This window comes from Pseudomonas taiwanensis, from assembly GCF_013393345.1.
GTDB classification, from domain to species: Bacteria; Pseudomonadota; Gammaproteobacteria; order Pseudomonadales; family Pseudomonadaceae; genus Metapseudomonas; species Metapseudomonas resinovorans_C.
The window spans coordinates 94,295-110,246 of sequence record NZ_QJRF01000031.1; the positions used below are offsets into that span (position 1 = coordinate 94,295).

Annotated in this window: 15 protein-coding genes; 6 read left to right on the forward strand and 9 right to left on the reverse strand. The window is 65.3% G+C overall.

The window, feature by feature from the left end; genetic code table 11:
* Positions 1-16 precede the first annotated feature (16 nt).
* Positions 17-895 (forward strand): LysR substrate-binding domain-containing protein, encoded by an 879-nt coding sequence (locus DM872_RS03150; protein ID WP_179058086.1) that lies wholly within the window; start codon positions 17-19, stop codon positions 893-895.
* A gap of 405 nt (positions 896-1,300) precedes the next feature.
* Here DM872_RS03150 and DM872_RS03155 read toward each other — a convergent pair whose 3' ends face one another.
* From DM872_RS03155 to DM872_RS03195, 9 genes are all read right to left on the reverse strand, one after another.
* A complete protein-coding gene (locus DM872_RS03155) occupies positions 1,301-2,080 on the reverse strand; it encodes a lysine/arginine/ornithine ABC transporter substrate-binding protein (RefSeq protein ID WP_179058087.1) in 780 nt (259 codons plus the stop codon).
* A gap of 25 nt (positions 2,081-2,105) precedes the next feature.
* Positions 2,106-3,293 (reverse strand): amidohydrolase family protein, encoded by a 1,188-nt coding sequence (locus tag DM872_RS03160; RefSeq protein WP_179058088.1) that lies wholly within the window; start codon positions 3,291-3,293, stop codon positions 2,106-2,108.
* 24 nt (positions 3,294-3,317) lie between these two features.
* Positions 3,318-3,980, reverse strand: a complete 663-nt coding sequence (locus DM872_RS03165; protein ID WP_179058089.1) for a flavin reductase family protein — start codon at positions 3,978-3,980, stop codon at positions 3,318-3,320.
* 4 nt (positions 3,981-3,984) lie between these two features.
* On the reverse strand, positions 3,985-5,490 hold the full coding sequence (locus tag DM872_RS03170; protein WP_179058090.1) for an amidohydrolase family protein: 1,506 nt from the start codon (positions 5,488-5,490) through the stop codon (positions 3,985-3,987).
* Positions 5,487-6,683 (reverse strand): amidohydrolase family protein, encoded by a 1,197-nt coding sequence (locus DM872_RS03175; RefSeq protein WP_179058091.1) that lies wholly within the window; start codon positions 6,681-6,683, stop codon positions 5,487-5,489. The genes DM872_RS03170 and DM872_RS03175 overlap by 4 nt, the downstream gene beginning before the upstream one ends.
* A gap of 179 nt (positions 6,684-6,862) precedes the next feature.
* Positions 6,863-7,915 (reverse strand): extracellular solute-binding protein, encoded by a 1,053-nt coding sequence (locus tag DM872_RS03180; RefSeq protein ID WP_179058092.1) that lies wholly within the window; start codon positions 7,913-7,915, stop codon positions 6,863-6,865.
* Positions 7,916-7,963: 48 nt separating this feature from the next.
* Positions 7,964-8,755 carry an ABC transporter permease gene (locus tag DM872_RS03185; protein WP_179058093.1) on the reverse strand — a complete coding sequence of 264 codons (792 nt, stop codon included), beginning with the start codon at positions 8,753-8,755 and terminating at the stop codon, positions 7,964-7,966.
* On the reverse strand, positions 8,755-9,669 hold the full coding sequence (locus tag DM872_RS03190; protein WP_179058094.1) for an ABC transporter permease: 915 nt from the start codon (positions 9,667-9,669) through the stop codon (positions 8,755-8,757). Before DM872_RS03190 ends, DM872_RS03185 begins: the two co-directional genes overlap by 1 nt.
* 1 nt (position 9,670) lies before the next feature.
* The gene (locus tag DM872_RS03195; protein ID WP_179058095.1) at positions 9,671-10,759 is read right to left on the reverse strand and encodes an ABC transporter ATP-binding protein; all 1,089 of its coding nucleotides are present in this window, start codon (positions 10,757-10,759) and stop codon (positions 9,671-9,673) included.
* A gap of 142 nt (positions 10,760-10,901) precedes the next feature.
* On the opposite strand from DM872_RS03195, the gene DM872_RS03200 reads away from it, so the two are divergent.
* The 5 genes from DM872_RS03200 to DM872_RS03220 all read left to right on the forward strand — a co-directional run bounded on the left by DM872_RS03200 (position 10,902) and on the right by DM872_RS03220 (position 15,928).
* The gene (locus tag DM872_RS03200) at positions 10,902-11,591 is read left to right on the forward strand and encodes a GntR family transcriptional regulator (protein ID WP_179058096.1); all 690 of its coding nucleotides are present in this window, start codon (positions 10,902-10,904) and stop codon (positions 11,589-11,591) included.
* A gap of 8 nt (positions 11,592-11,599) precedes the next feature.
* Positions 11,600-12,337, forward strand: a complete 738-nt coding sequence (locus DM872_RS03205) for an aspartate/glutamate racemase family protein (RefSeq protein WP_179058097.1) — start codon at positions 11,600-11,602, stop codon at positions 12,335-12,337.
* 483 nt (positions 12,338-12,820) lie between these two features.
* A complete protein-coding gene (locus DM872_RS03210; protein WP_179058098.1) occupies positions 12,821-13,204 on the forward strand; it encodes a DUF2946 domain-containing protein in 384 nt (127 codons plus the stop codon).
* Positions 13,205-13,393: 189 nt separating this feature from the next.
* Positions 13,394-13,777, forward strand: coding sequence for a DUF2946 domain-containing protein (locus DM872_RS03215; protein ID WP_256873279.1), 384 nt, complete (start codon positions 13,394-13,396; stop codon positions 13,775-13,777).
* A 111-nt stretch (positions 13,778-13,888) separates the two neighbouring features.
* Complete coding sequence (locus DM872_RS03220) at positions 13,889-15,928, forward strand: TonB-dependent receptor family protein (protein WP_179058099.1); 2,040 nt, start codon at positions 13,889-13,891, stop codon at positions 15,926-15,928.
* The last annotated feature ends 24 nt before the right edge of the window (positions 15,929-15,952 follow it).

Below are 15,952 nucleotides of genomic sequence, written 5' to 3' on the forward strand. Positions count from 1 at the left end.
TGCTGATGGGGTGGCCATGAACCTGTTCCAGCTCCGCGCTTTCGATGCGGTGGTCCGCGAAGGTAGCTTCACCCGCGCCGCTGAGCGCCTGTGCATCAGCCAGCCGGCAGTGACGGGGCATGTGAAGGCACTGGAGGAGCATTACCAGGTGCAGCTCTTGCGCCGCAGCGCCCGGCAGGTGGAACCCACCGAACTGGGCCGGCGCCTGGCTGCCATCAGCCACCAGTTGTTCGCCCTGGCGGACCGTGCCGAAGACTTGCTGGACAGCAGCCAGGCGCTGACGTCGGGTCGCCTGGACCTGGCAGCAGACAGTCCGCACCTGGTCATGCCGCTGCTGGCGCGGATGCGCGAGCGCTACCCCGGCGTGCGCATCAACCTGCGCCTGGGCAACACCCAGGAAACCCTGACGGCGCTGTATGGCGAACGGGTGGACCTGGCCCTGGTCAGCGATATCGCGCCGCGTGCCGGCCTGCACCTGATGCCGCTGGGGGAAGCGCGGCTCTGCCTGCTGCTGCCGGCAGCACATCCCTGGGTTGACCGCCGCGATGCAGTGGCGCTGAACGAATTGCGGGGCCAGGTCCTGCTGCAACGAGAGCCCGGTTCACTGACCCGGCGCACCTTCGAGCGGGCCTGCGCCAGCCAGGAGCTGGAGTTGCCGGCAGACCTGGAGCTGAACAGCCGCGAAGCGATGATCGAGGCGGTGGCCGCCGGTATCGGGGTGAGCATCCTCTATGACCAGGAGGTGCCCAAGGACCCCCGGGTGAAAGTGCTTCCGCTCAAGGGCGAAGGGATGGTGAGCCGGCACTTCCTCGCCTGCCAGCAGCGGCACGCGGAGTTGCGAGCGGTGAAGGCGTTCTTCGAGGTGGCCGGGGATGTGGGGTATCCGAGCCCGTAGGCTCGGCTTTTCCTTGTGGGGGCGAATTCATTCGCCAAGAGCCACACAGCGGCCCCGTAGGTTGGTCCGAGCCAGCGAGGCCCAACGTGGCCAGGCACAGGCGTCGCAGCGTTGGGTTTCGCTACGCTCTACGCCAACCTACAAAAGCCGCCCCTCGCCAAGGCCGCGCAACGGCCCGTAGGTTGGTCCGAGCCCGTGAGGCCCTACGCGGCCAGGCGCAGGCTCTGCAACGTTGGGTTTCGCTACGCTCTACGCCAACCTACAAAAGCCGTCCCTCGCCAAGGCCGCGCAACGGCCCGTAGGTTGGTCCGAGCCCGCGAGGCCCAACGTGACCAGGCACAGGCTCTGCAGCGTTGGGCTTCGCTTCGCTCTGACGGAACGCCGCCCGCACCACCTACAAAAGCCTCACTGAATCAGCTTGCTGACCTCGCCCTGGGGGAAGTAGCTGTCGTAGATCTTCTGGTAGGTGCCGTCGCGGCCGATGTTGACCAGGGACTGGTTGAAGCGGTCACGCAGGGCCTCGTTGCCTTTGCGGAAGGCGATGCCGGCGCCTTTGCCGAAGTACTCCTCCTCGTCGTAGCTCGGGCCATTGAAGGCGAAGCCCTTGCCGCCTTCGCTCTGCAGGAAGTTTTCCTTGAGGTTGATGGCGTCGGCCATCATGGCGTCGACGCGGCCGGAGATCAGGTCCAGGTCGGCTTCCTGTTGCGAGCCGTACTGCACCATCTGCACACCGCGCGGCACGAGTTTGTCCTGCACGTAGCGGGCGTGAACGCTGCCGCGCAACACAGCCACGCGCAGGCCGTCGAGGGGACCCTCGGCAGTGATCTCGGGGCGGTCCTTGCGGGTGACGAAGCGGGCCGGGGTCTTGTAGTAGCTCTGACTGAAATCGACCACCTTGAGACGGACTTCGGTGACGGTCATCGACGACATGATGGCGTCGATCTTCTTCACCCGCAGCGCCGGGATGAGGCCATCGAAGGGCTGCTCGACCCAGGTGCAGGTGACTTTCATCTCCGCGCAGAGCGCGTTGCCAACGTCGATCTCGAAGCCGGCCAGGCTGCCGTCGGCTTTCTTGTAGGAGAAGGGCGGGTAGCTGGCTTCGACGCCGATGCGCAGGCTGTCCTGGGCCATGGCCTGGGTACCGGCGAGCAGGGCGAGGACGCCGACGAGAATGTGCTTTTTCATGCTGGATGATCTCGGGTGGTTAAGTTCAGAGGGCGAGGAAGTGACCGTCGCGGGCAATCAATCGCCCCTTGCTGATCACGCTGCGGCGGTGGGTTCGGGACACCACGGCTTCGGCGACATTGCGCACCGGCAATAGGACGCCGCTGGCATGGCAGCCGGGTTCCAGTCCGTAGTGGGCAAGCCCTAGGGCGCGGGCGCCGTTGACTGTGGCTGCGCGCAGGCAGGCGACGATTTCCTCGTCGCGGCGCAGGTTGAAGCGGAAGGCCAGGAGCATGGCGCGTTCGAGCATGTCGCCATTGCCCATGGGGGACCAGGCGTCGCGGATGCCATCGGAGCCGAGGCAGAGGTTCACGCCGCGCGCGTCCAGTTCCAGGTAAGGCGGTACTTCGATATCCGCCGGCGCGGTGCTGACGATGGAAATGCGCTGCGCCGCCAGGCGTTCGGCAATGGTCTGGAGACTCGCTGGCCGGGCCTGGCCCAGGCAGAAAGCGTGGCTGATCGCGACCCGTCCCTGCAACTGGTGGCGTTCGGTGAAGTCGATGATGCGCTCGATCTGCCAGAGGCCCAGTTCGCCTTCGTCGTGCAGGTGAATGTCGACGCCGCGCTGGTGAGTGCTGGCCAGTTCGAACACCCGCGTAAGGTGCGCAATGGGATCGTTGTCGATTCCGCAGGGGTCGAGCCCACCGACGTTCTCCGCCCCCATGAGCAGGGCGTGCTCCAGGGCGTCGACGGTGCCCGGATCTCGCAGCAGCCCGGTTTGCGGGAAGGCCACGAACTCCATGTCGATCAGGTCGCCGAAGTGTTCGCGTACCCGCAGCATGGCTTCCAGGTGACGGCTGCCGAGTTGGGCGTCGACGTCCACATGGCAGCGGAAATGCAGCGAGCCGTGGGCGATGCATTCGCGGATCAGCGCACTGGCACGTTCCTCGATCGGTGTGTCGATACTGCGCAACAGGCTGCGTTCGTTGGCAATGCGCTGGCTCAGGCTGTCGCCGGCGGCGTGGCTGTGCCAGTCCACGCCCCAGAGGGTCTTGTCGAAGTGGGCGTGGGCCTCCACCAGCGGCGGCAGCATGATCTGCCCGTTGCCTTCCACCAGCACCGATTCGGGGGCGCGTGGCGACGGTGGGCTCAGTGCGGCGATGCGGCCGTTGTCGACGGCGATATCCACCGCTGCGCCGCCCCATGGGCGGACCTGGGTAATCCATTGGGTCATCTGGGTGTTCTCGAACAAAGGGGGTCAGCTGGCTGGCGGCCACTGGCGCTCACCGCCGTGGGGGTCGTCGCGCCAGGCCTGCAGGGAACGGGTCGGCAGATCGAAATACTCCCGCGTGCGGGCATAGCCGTGGCCGCCCATGCGGCCGATGGCGTCCAGGCCGAGCTGGTCGATGTAGAGGGTGGCGGGGTCGATCAGGTCGTCGCGCACGTGAACCATCAGCACTTCACCGAGGATGATTTCCCGTGACTGGCCGATGGACAGGCCCATCATTCGCCGGCACTCCAGGGCGACCGGAGCTTCGGCGATGTAGGGGCAGCCGACGCGGCTGCCGGGCAATGCAGTGAGCCCCGCCGCCACCAGTTCGTCGAAGCCCGGTTCGAAGGGCACGGCGCAGACATTCATGGCTTCCACCAGGGCATCGTTGACGATGTTCACGGTGAATTCCTGATTCAGCTGGGCATTGCGCGTGGTGTCCTTGGGTCTGAGGTCGGCGTGGTTTTCCACCCCCAGGGCGAGGATCGGCGGGTCGGCGGACAGCGCGTTGAAGAAGCTGAAGGGCGCAGCGTTGGCGCGGCCTTCGGCGTCCACCGTGGTGACCAGGGCGATGGGCCGAGGCACCACGCTGCCAATGAGGATCTTGTATTTCTCGCGGGGGCTCAGTTTGGCGAAGTCGAAGCTCAGCATGGCGTCATCTCTTGTCGTCGTTCGGGCTGGCGAGGGTGCAGAGCGGGCGGTCCGCGCTCCAGGCGTCGGCGAAGGGAATCGCCGGCTGGAACAGGGTGCGCCAGTCGGGTTGGCCGAATGCCCGGTCGGCATGGCTTTGCATCAGCCTGTGGAACTGCCGTTGGGCTTGCTGTTGGAGGCTGGCGTAGTCGACGCCGTTGACCTGGCCGTCCTGCATCACGCAGCGGCCGTCGATCCAGCTGGCGATGCAGTCGTCGCCGCGGCCGGCGAGGATCAGGTTCTTCAGCGGGTCGAACAGAGGGCCCAGGTGCAGGCCGTCGAGGCTGAACACGGTGATGTCGGCCTTGCTACCGGGTGCCAGGCGGCCGAGGTCGTCGCGCCCCAGGGCCTTGGCGCCGCCGAGGGTGGCGGCGTTGTAGAGGTCGAGGGCGGAGGTGCTGGCGCTGCCACCTTCCTTGAGCCGTGCGATGTTCAGGCCCTGGCGCATGTTGTCCAGCAGGTCCGCCGGCCAGGTATCGGTGCCGAGGGCGAAGTTGACGCCGTGGGCGCGGTAGCGGCCAAAGGAATCGAGTGCCTCGCCGTCACGGGCAAACACCACCGGGCAGTGCACCAGGCTGGCGCCGCTATGCGCCAGGCGTGCGAGGTCGTCGTCACCTTCGATGTAGATGCCGTGAGGCAGCACGGCGCGTGGGCCGAGCAGGTCCAGCTCCTCCAGCCAGGCCAGTGGCGCCTTGCCGCGCATTGCCTTGACCAGGGCGACCTCGCCAGGACCCTGGCAGCAATGCAGGCGCACCGGTGCGGCCAGTTCGCGGCTGAGGGCGGCGGTGCGTTGCAGTAGCGCCGGGGTGCAGGTCTGGATACGGTCGGGCAGCAGGGCGCCACGGATCAGCCCGCTCTGGGTGCCATCGAAATCGCGGAAGAAGCGCTCGGCGGCGTCCAGTCCGGCCAGGCCGCGCGCTTCGTCCCAGTGTTCGGCGCGGCTGCCGTCCGCCTGCAGGTACTGCATGCCGCTCATGTAGCAGGGGCCGAGGTAGGTACGCAGTCCCAACTCGGCGGCGACGCCGGCCACGGCGGCGAATTCGTCGTAGGTTTCCGCCCACTCGCGGTAGTACATGGAGGTGATCGGCATGGCGGTGGTGATGCCATTGCGGATCAGTTGGGTGAAGGCGTAGCGGTATTTGAAAACTTCTTCGTCGAAGCTGTAGCTCTCTTTCGGCCCGCGGGCGAGGTACTCCGCCGACCACATGCGGCCCATGGCGTTCTCGTCGCCGTTGTCCAGGCAGAGCACGGTGGAGTCGAGGTCGCCGAGGGCGTCGAGGTCGATGAAGCCGGGACCGAGCAGGGCATTGCCGTAGTCGATCCACTGGTCCACCGGGCCGGGAAAGCCCCGGCCGACGAAGAGCACGCGCGAGCCTTCGATCACCACTTCGCCGTCGCGCCAGAGCACATGACGAGTGCCATCGAAGCCCACCACGCAGCTGGCTTTCAGGCCGATGCGGGGTGCGCTCACAGGCGGCTCTCCAGCAGGCGGCCCTGGGCGGCGATCAGCTTGCCGGCGCGGTAGACCTGGCGAGGCGGCCGCGTGACCACGGCATCGCCCAGGCTTTGCGCATCCATCAGCAGGAAGTCCGCAGCGCCGCCGATGACCAGGCCGTGCTCAGCCAGGCCAAGGGCCTTGGCGCCGTGTTGGCTGGCAGCATCGAAGGCGGTGGCCAGTTCTTCGTCCTTGTTCAGGTCGAAGCGGAAGGCCAGGAGCATGGCGCGTTCGAGCATGTCGCCATTGCCCATGGGGGACCAGGCGTCGCGGATGCCGTCCGAGCCCAGGCAGAGGTTCACGCCGGCCTCGTGCAGGGCGAGGAAGGGCGGCACGGAGCAGTCGGCGGGCGCCGAACTCATCAGCGAGATGTTCAGCGCGGCGAGGCGTTCGGCCAGGGGCTTCACCTGGCTCCAGGGCGCCATGCCCAGGCAGTAGGCGTGGCTGATCATCACGCGGCCCTGGCGGTTGAACCGCTCGGTGTAGTCGGCGATGCGGGCGATCTGCCAGAGGCCCAGCTCGCCCTTGTCGTGCAGGTGAATGTCGACGCCCCGGTCGAACTCGCTGGCCAGGCCGAAGACGATGTCGAGCTGGGCGATGGGGTCGTTGTCGATGCCGCAGGGATCGAGTCCGCCGACGTTCTCGACGCCCAGGCCCATGGCTTCGCGCATCAGCTCGGCGGTGCCGGGGCGGCTGACCAGTCCGGTCTGCGGGAATACCACCAGTTCCAGGTCGATCAGGTCGCGGTAGCGCTCGCGCAGGGCTTGCATGGCCTCCACGTGGCGCAGGCCGAATTCGGGGTCGATGTCCACGTGGCAGCGCATGGTCAGCGAGCCACGGGCGATGCAATTTTCCAGCAGTGCGCCAGCGCGCTCGGCAATGGGCGCGGTGACTTCGCGCAGCACACGGCGCTCGTTGGCGATGTAGTCCTTCAGTGTTGGGCCCGCGCTGTTGGAGCGCCAGGGCTGGCCCCAGAGGGTCTTGTCGAGGTGGATGTGGCTTTCCACCAGGGCGCAGGTCATCAGCTGGCCGGCACCGTCGATGTCAGCGGCGGCGAGCGGCGCATCACTGGCAGGACGGCGCTCGGCGAAGCGGCCGTTCTGGATGAGGAAGTCTTCAGCCGCGCCGCCGAAGGGGCGGACGTTGCGCAGCCAGTAGGTGTCGGTCATGGGGACCTCAAAGGCAAAGTGCAAAGGTTGGGGGACCGCTGCGCGGCCCTTCGCGAATGAATTCGCTCCCACAGGTGGCTCAGTTCGTAGGATGGGTAGAGCGGATCGAAACCCATGCTGCTGTGCGCGGGGCGATGGGTTTCGCAGGCTCAACCACATCCTACGAATACGGTTCGATGTCAGCCCTTCAGCTTGGACCAGATGCGGTCCTGCAGTTCGCGGGCCTGGTTGCTGCATTCCTTCTCCGGGCGCAGGCGTTCGGCGAACTCGTCGGGCATGTTGATGGCGTCCATCACCTTCCACTTCTTGTCCAGCAGCGCATCGCTGTCGACGCCGTTGGCGTAGGCGATGGAGTTGGACACGGCGGCGGCGTTCTCGGGCTTCATCATCCAGTCGATGAACACCTTGGCGTTGCCCGGGTGTGGCGCGCTCTTCGGCACGGCGAAGTTGTCCTGGAACATGGCCACGCCTTCACGCGGGTAGACGTACTTGATGGTGCTCTTCTGCAGCGTGGCGCGGGCGGTTGAGCCGTTCCAGTTCTGCATCATGATCACTTCGCCCGAGGCCATGCGGTCCACGGTGTTGTCGGAGCTGTACATCTTCAGGAAGGGTTTCTGTTTCTGCAGCAGTTCGAGGATGCGCTTGGCGTCCTGTGGGTTTTCGGTGCACTCGTCCACGCCCAGGTAGTGGCTGGCGGCGTTGATCACGCTGCTCGGGGTATCCAGCGCGGCGAGCTGACCCTGCAGTTCGGGACGCGGCTCGAAGAACTCCTTCCAGGAGTCATCCAGCTTGCCGCCCGGCACCCTTGCGCTGTCGTAGGAGAAGCCGGTGGTGCCCCAGAGATAGGGCGCCGAGTACTTGCGGCCGGGGTCGAAGTCGGGGTTGCGGAAGGCTGGCTTCACATGGGCGAAGTTCGGCAGGCTGGGGGAGTCGATTTCCTGCAGCAGATTCTGCTCGATCAGGGTGCGCATGATGGAGTGGGACGGCACGATCACGTCGTAGGCGGCGCCGCCGGCCTGGAGCTTGGCCAGCAGGGTCTCGTTGCTGTCGTAGCCATCCATGGTGACCTTGATGCCGGTTTCCTTTTCGAACTTGGCCAGCAGTTCCACCGGGTAGTAGTCGGTCCAGTTGTAGAAGAACAGCTCCTTGGGCTCGTCCGCCTGGGCGACGGTGGCGGCGAAACAGCTGAGGGCGAATCCGGCTACCCCATGACGCAATGCTTTCAACTTCATTGTTTTTCTCCGGGTTGAAGAACAGGTTGGGCAGTGGTGGAACAAGGTTCAGGCGGCTGGTTTGCCTCGCTGGCCGAGCCAGTACGAGAGCACCACCAGGACGATGGAGATCACCAGCATCAGAGTGGAGATCGCGTTGATCTCCGGCGTTACCCCGGCCTTGATGGCCGAGAAGATGTAGACCGGCAGCGTCGTCGAGCCGGGGCCCGCGACGAAGAAGGTCATGATGAAGTCGTCCAGGCTGACCACGAACGCCAGCACCGCGCCGGACAGCACCGCCGGGAACAGCAGCGGCAGGGTGACGCGGCGGAAGGTGTGGAAGGGGTTGGCGTAGAGGTCGTTGGCCGCCTCCAGCAGGCTCTTGTCGAGGTCGTTCAGGCGGGCGCGGATCGGCAGGTAGGCGAAGGGGATGCAGAAGCCGATATGGGCGACGATCACCGTCAGCAGACCGAGCTTGATACCGAGCGCCATGAACAGCAGCAGCGTGGCCACGGCGGTGACGATCTCCGGCAGGATCAGCGGCAGGTTGATCCCGCCTTCCACCATCTTCTGTCCGTAGAACGGCTTGTAGGTGGCCAGCGCCGCCAGCAGCGCGATGGCGGTGGCGCAGACGGTGGCGATGCCGGCGACGATCACCGAGTTCAGTGCTGCCGCCTGGATCGACGGGTTGGCGAGGATGCGCCCGTACCAGGCGAAGGAGAACTCGGTCCATACCGTGGCGGTGCGGTTGGCGTTGAAGCTGTAGGCGATCAACACCAGGATCGGCAGGTACAGGTAGGCCAGTACCAGCAGGCTGGTTTCGCGGGTCAGCGGCAGTTTCTTCAAGTGCGAGGCGATCATCAGCGGGCTCCCTGGCGAACGGCCTTGGCGGCCTTCTTGGCGTAGAGGGCGTAAAGCACCAGGGCCAGCAGCATCAGCCCGAGCAGGAGGAAGGACAGTGAGCTGCCCAGCGGCCAGTTCCGTGCGGTGCCGAACTGCTGCTGGATCAGGTTGCCGATCATCAGGGTCTTGCCGCCGCCGAGGATGGCGGGGGTGATGAAGGCACCGAGGCTCGGCACGAACACCAGCAGGGAACCGGCGACCACGCCTGGCATCGACAGCGGCAGGATCACCCGGCGCAGGGCCTTCCAGCGGTTGGCGCCGAGGTCATAGGCGGCTTCCACCAGGCGCCAGTCGAGCTTCTCCAGGGTGGAGTAGATCGGTAGGATCATGAACGGCAGGAAGCTGTAGACCAGCCCGACCACCACGGCGAAATCGTTGTACAGCAGGGTGATGCCGCCGGCCTGCGGGAACAGGGCATTGATGCTCTGGGCCAGCCAGCCGTGCTCGCGCAGGATGATCAGCCAGGCGTAGTTGCGGATCAGCAGGTTGGTCCAGAAGGGGATGGTGATCAGCAGCACCATGATGTTGCGCGAGCGCTCGCTGAGGCTGCTCATCCACAGGGCCACGGGGAAGCCGACGATAAAGCACAGCAGGGTCGTGCCGCCGGCCTGCAGCACCGAGCGCAGCAGGGCCTGGGCGTAGACCCAGTTCAGCTCCAGGTTGCCGTCGAAATCTTCCTGGAAGAACAGCTGGATGTAGCTCTGCCACTGCCAGTTGGCGCTCCAGTCGACTCCGCCGTAAAGGTTGCGTGGCAGCAGGCTGATATAGCCCATGATGCCCAGCGGAATGGCGATCAGGCAGAGCAGGGTGAGCAGCACCGGCGACAGCAGCAACAGCCGGTTGAGGCTTGGGGAGGTGGCGCTGACGCTCATCTCAGGCCTCCATCAGCAGGCAAGCGTGGGGCGGCAGGTGCACGGCCACGGGCGAGCCCACGGGGCGGGAGCTGGTGGCGCCTTCATTGCTCTCGCGCAGCATCACCTTGAGGTCGTTGGCCAGCCGGCACTGGTAGAGCGTGGCGGTGCCGACGTAGAGCACGGCTTCGACCACGCCGCGCAGGTGGTGCGGCTCGGACGGGTCCACCAGCTTCGAGCGCTCCGGGCGGAAGGCCAGTTGCGCCTTGCCGCTGTCCAGTCCGTTGGCGGAAGCGCAGGGGATTTCCACCGGCAGTCCTTCAGGCTGGAACAGGTTGCCGTTCTGGGTGCAGCGCTTGAGGTTGCCGGGGAGGAAGTTGATGTCGCCGATGAAGTGGGCGACGAAGCGGTGCTGCGGGCGTTCGTAGATGTCGTTGGGGGTGCCGATCTGCAGGATCTTGCCGCTGGACATCACGGCGATGCGGTCGGAGAGGGTCAGCGCTTCTTCCTGGTCGTGGGTGACGAAGATGAAGGTGATGCCGGCTTCCTGCTGAACGCGCTTGAGCTCCACCTGCATTTCCTTGCGCAGCTTCAGGTCCAACGCGGAAAGGGGTTCGTCCAGCAGCAGCACATCAGGGCGCGGCGCCAGGGCGCGGGCCAGGGCCACCCGCTGCTGCTGACCGCCAGAAAGCTCGGCGGGGCGACGGCGGGCCAGGTGCTCCATCTGCACCAGGGCCAGCATCTCCTTGACCCGACCGGGGATGGCGTTGCGCTCCAGCCCCTGCATCTCCAGGCCGAAGGCGATATTCTCGGCCACGCTCATGTGCGGGAAGAGCGCGTAGTTCTGGAACACGGTATTGACCCGGCGCTTGTAGGGCGGGAGCTGGTCCACGCGCTGGCCGCCGATCTGGATGGAGCCGGACGTGACCTGCTCGAAACCGGCGATGGAGCGCAGCAGGGTGGTCTTGCCGCAGCCCGACGGGCCGAGGAGGGTGAAGAACTCGTTGTGGCGGATGCTGACCGAAACATCGTCGAGCGCGGGAGCCACTTCGGGGTCATCGGTGTAGCGCTTGCTGACGCGTTGCACCTCGATGGAGGACGTGTGCTTCATAATGGTGCATTCCTCTTGTTTTTGTATGCAAAAATTGAATGCAATCTAGAAATACTCGGATTATGCTGACAACGCAACCGGGTTTTTCTGCCTGCTTGTTTCCTGCAGGAGCCGGGTTGCACACGCACTTACGGAGTCACGAATGGCAGACAAGAAACTGGAAACCACGGTGGACCGCGTCTACCAGGGGGTTTACCAGGCCATCAGCAACCGCTCGCTACGGCCTGGTATGAAACTGGGGGAAGCCTCCCTGGCGGAGCTGTTCAACGTGAGCCGCACCTCGGTGCGGGCGGCGCTGAAGCAACTGGAGGCCGATGGCCTGGTGTCCTCCGAACCGAACAAGGGCTGCTGGGTGTCACTGCCCAGCGATGATGAAATCCGCTTGCTGTTCGAAACGCGGCGTCTGATCGAGATCGGCGTTGTCACCGAGCTCTGCCGGCGTCGCGACAGCGCGGCCATGCTCGACCTGCGCGAGCACCTGCTACTGGAAGAGGAAGCCCGGCGCAACCATGACCACGAGCGCCTGATCTACCTGCTTGGCGAGTTCCACATAAAGCTGGCCGAGGCGCTGAACAACCCGGTGCTGCTGGACTGGTTCCGCAAGCTCATCTCGCGCGCCTCGCTCTATGTCGCCGCCCTGGATGACGAGCGCCATGACGCCTGCCGCGACGACGAGCACCTGCGCCTGATCGAGTTCATCGAGGCCGGCAACCAGAACGCCGCCATCGAGTTGACCTGCTTCCACCTGGGGGCCATCGAGAACGCCATCGTCGAGTCGGCCGGCAAGCTCAAGGCCAACTACCACCCGCTGAAACACCTGATCGAGACCTGACCTCGGCCATGAAAATCCAGCTGATCAACCCGAACACCAGCGTGGCGATGACCTCCGGTATTGCCGAAGCCGCCAGCCACCTGCTGCGCCCCGGCAATCAGTTGCTGGCCGTGACCAACAGCGCAGGTCCGGCTTCCATCGAGGGGCATTACGACGAAGCGCTTGCCGTGCCCGGGTTGCTTCAGGCCATTCGCGACGGCGAGCGGGACGGCGCAGAAGGACACGTGATCGCCTGCTTCGGTGACCCCGGCCTGCTGGCGGCGCGGGAAATCGCACGGTACCCGGTGATCGGCATCGCCGAAGCGGCCATGCACCTGGCTACCTGGGTCGCCACCGGTTTCAGCGTCGTCACCACGCTTGGCCGCACCAAGGTCATCGCCCGCCACCTGGTGGAGCGCTACGGCTTTCACCAACACTGCCGAGGCATCCATGCCGTGGAGATTCCGGTGCTGGCGCTGGATGAAGACCCGGACGGGCTGTTCCGCATCATGCGTGGGGCCTGCCTGGAAGCGCTGGAGTGCGATGAGTCGGGCGCCATCGTCCTCGGCTGCGCCGGCATGAGCCATCTGGCTGCCGCGCTGCAGGAGGAGATCGGCGTGCCGGTGATCGACGGCGTCAGCGCTGCGTTGAAGATGGTGGAAATGCTGGGTGAACTGCGGCTTTCCACCAGCAAGCGCGGCGACCTGGACTTTCCCCTGCCCAAGCCTTATGCGGGTTTTCTGCGGGGGTTTGCGGTCGGCGCTTGAGGGGACTCGCGGGCGGCTTTTCCTGTGGGGGCGATTTCAATCGCTAATCAGGTCGAAGACCTGCCCTACGAAGTCCCAAGGGGCAGCTGCGCTGCCGTCAGCGAATGAATTCGCCCCCACAGGGTCAGGGTGCTGAGGTGAGGCCCTTCCCCTCGACTGCTTATGGCGTTGTGCATTCCGCTCGTGTTCGGGATTCCACCCCCGGCCGCAACCAAGCCTGCGACGCGGGAGGAGGCAACCGATGCCCCTTGTGAGCCGAATAGGAGGGCTTATTCGGCTCATCAGATGAGCCGAATAAAGAAATTCCAGACGCTGCGGGGTGGGGCGGGACGGACTCAGGCCAGGCTCGCCAAGTGCTCCATGGTCTCCGGGTACTGTTGCACCACACGAATCAGCGTGGCGGCCTGGGCATTGCAGTGCGTCTACGCACCTCACGCAGCCCCGGCTTCCAGCGCTGCAACCACGGTGCTAGAGTCGCTGCCCATGAAAATCGCCCGCCCTGACCGCTCGCTGATTGCCTGGATGCTCTATGCCTGCGTCCTGTTCAATCTGTTCGCCTGCGGACTGCACCACGGGCAGGCGATGGGCCTGGAGTTGAGCGGCCTGGGCGGCGCGTTCTGCTCCGGCCAGTCCAATGCCGGCCCGGGTCTCGATGGCGACCTGGGCGGTAGCGCCGCCAGTGGTTGGTCCGGCGTTTTCAAATGCCCGTTCTGCGGGACGATCCCTCTGGCAATGGCCGCGCTGTTCGCCCTGGCCTGGCTGTTGGGTGTTCGCGATGCCCGCCCGAGCACCTTCGAAACGCGGCGCAAGGCGCCCCCGCGCTATCTCTGGCCTTCGGCCAATCCTCGCGCCTCTCCTCTTCGCTGAATCCGTCGCCGGTACGCCCGGCTTTGCACTCGACGACCGAATTGCCTCCTGGCCTGACGTACGCGCAGGAATGCTGGATGGCCGGTGCGCACGAGTGTGCGGTGCGCTGGAAAAGCGCATCTATGCTGAGTCTGAAATCAGCTCGACCAAGGCCCTTCAGGGTCAGCAACATGATGGATGGAACCAGGCATGACTGATTTGGATGCCTTCCGACGCAACCGCTCGCTGATTGCCTGGATGCTCTATGCGTGCGTCCTGTTCAATCTGTTCGCCTGCGGTCTGCACCATGGGAAGGCGATGGGCCTGGAACTGAGCGGCCTGGGTGGTGCGTTCTGCTCAGGCGAATCCAATGCCGGCCCGAGCCTTGATGGCGATCTGGACGGCAGCGCTGCCAGTGGCTTGTCCGGCATTTTCAAATGCCCCCTGTGCGGGACGATCCCTCTGGCAATGGCCGCGCTCTTCGTGCTGGCTTGGCTGCTGGGTGTGCGCGATGCCCGCCCCATATCCTTCGAGCCGCGCAACAAGACTTCACCCCGCCACACCTGGCCCCCCGCCAACCCCCGCGCTCCCTAGCCGTCTTCGTGCTGTCTTCTTCCCGCTGTGACGCCGGGCGCTTGCCCGTGCGCGATGCGGGTCCGTGCAACACCTGAAAAGACTGCCAAGACAAGACCCAAGGAGTGCGCCATGCGCCAATTTCCTTTGCTGAGCCTGCTCGCCCTGAGCGTGAGCCTGGCCAGTTTCGCCCATGCCGAGCACGTAGAACTCGGCAAGACCGTCGTGACGGACGAGTACCAAAGCGACCCGACTTCGCCGACCATCGCCGAGAAGAAAGAAGACTTCTCCCACATTCCCGGAGGCGCCGGTGTGGTGGATGCCGAGACCTACAAGAATGGCCGCAGCAGCACCCTGCAGGACGCCTTGGGGATGGCGACGGGTGTATTCATCCAGCCGCGCTTCGGCGCCGAGGAAGCTCGCCTGTCCATTCGCGGCTCCGGCCTGCAACGCACCTTCCATGGCCGTGGCTTGCTGCTGATGCAGGACGGCGCGCCGGTCAATCTCGCGGACGGGAGCTTCGACTTCCAGACCATCGAGCCACTGGCGACCGACCACATCGAAGTGCTGCGCGGCGCCAACGCCTGGCGCTATGGTTCGGCCACCCTGGGTGGCGCCATCAACTTCGTCAGCCCCACCGGCAAGACCGCGCCACCGGTGACCCTGCGTGCGGAAGGGGGCAGCTTCGGCTATCAGCGAATCTATGGCGCGGCGGCCCAGGACTTCGGTGACTGGGATGGCTTTGTCAGCGCGAACGGATATAGCCAGGACGGCTATCGTGACCATTCCTGGCAGGGCAACGAGCGCTACTTCGCCAACCTGGGCGGGCGTATCAACGAGCGGCTGGCCACGCGTTTCTACCTGACCCATGTGGAGTCCGACTCGGACCTGCCGGGCAACCTGACCCTGGCGCAGATGCGTCGTGATCCGAAGCAGGCGGCGCCAGGCAACATTACCGGCGACCAGCAGCGCGACTTCAATCTCGACCGCCTGGGGAATATCAGCGTGCTGCAGCTGGACGACGGCCACAGCCTGGAGTTCGCCAGCTTCTACAGCACCAAGTCGCTGTTCCACCCCATCTTCCAGGTGCTCGATGTCGACAGCGAGGACTACGGCCTGCGCGTTTCCCACAAGTGGATGAACGAGCAGGGCTGGCGCTGGACCGGCGGCGTGGAGGCCAGCCAGGGGCGCAACTGGGATTCGCGCTACGTCAACGTCGGAGGAGAGAAAGGCCGCAAGGTCAACGAGCTGCACCAGACCGCACGCAACCTCAATGCCTTCGGCGAATTGGAGATTCCGCTGGCCGAACGCTGGGCGCTGATCGGTGGCCTGGCCTGGCTGCACCAGGAGCGCGACGTGGATGACCGCCTGCGTTGCAATGCCTTCGTCACGGCGTTCTGCCTGCCCCAGGATGAGTCCTTCAACAAGAGCTACCTCGGGCGAATCGGCCGCATCGGATTGCGCCACGACCTGAGCGAGGAGATGCAGCTGTTCGCCAACCTCAGCCAGAGCTTCGAGCCGCCGACTTTCAGCGAACTTACCGGCGGCCAGGTGGTGACTGCCAACGATGCGCAGAAGGCCAATACCGTGGAACTCGGTATGCGTTGGCAGCGGGATAGCGTGGACATGGACCTGGCGGTCTACCGCAGCGAAATCCGCGATGAGCTGCTGGCGCTGAACGATGCCAATGGCCAGCCACTCGGCACCGTCAACGCCGACCGCACCATCCACCAGGGCATCGAACTCGGCGGCGCCTGGACCATCGGCGAGTTCGTCCTGCGCGGACAGTATCTGTTCAACGACTTCCGCTTCGACAACGACGACACCTACGGCGACAACCGCCTGGCCGGCCTACCGCGCCAGTTCATCAAGGGCGAGGCCTTGTGGCAGCGTGAAGGCTGGTACGCCGGGCCGACTTTCGAGTGGGTGCCGACCCACTACAACGTCGATCAGGCAGAAACCCTCTACGCAGCTGGCTACGCCATCTGGGGGCTCAAGGCGGGCTACCGTCCGGGCGAGGGATTCGGCTTCTTCGTGGAGGGACGCAACTTGTCCGACAAGACCTACGTCGCCACCACCGGGGTGATCGCCGACGCCCAGGGCCGTGACAGCGCGCAGTTCCTGCCGGGCGATGGCCGGGCGGTCTATGCCGGCCTGGAGTGGCGGATGTAACTGCGGCGTCGGGAAGCGCAAAAA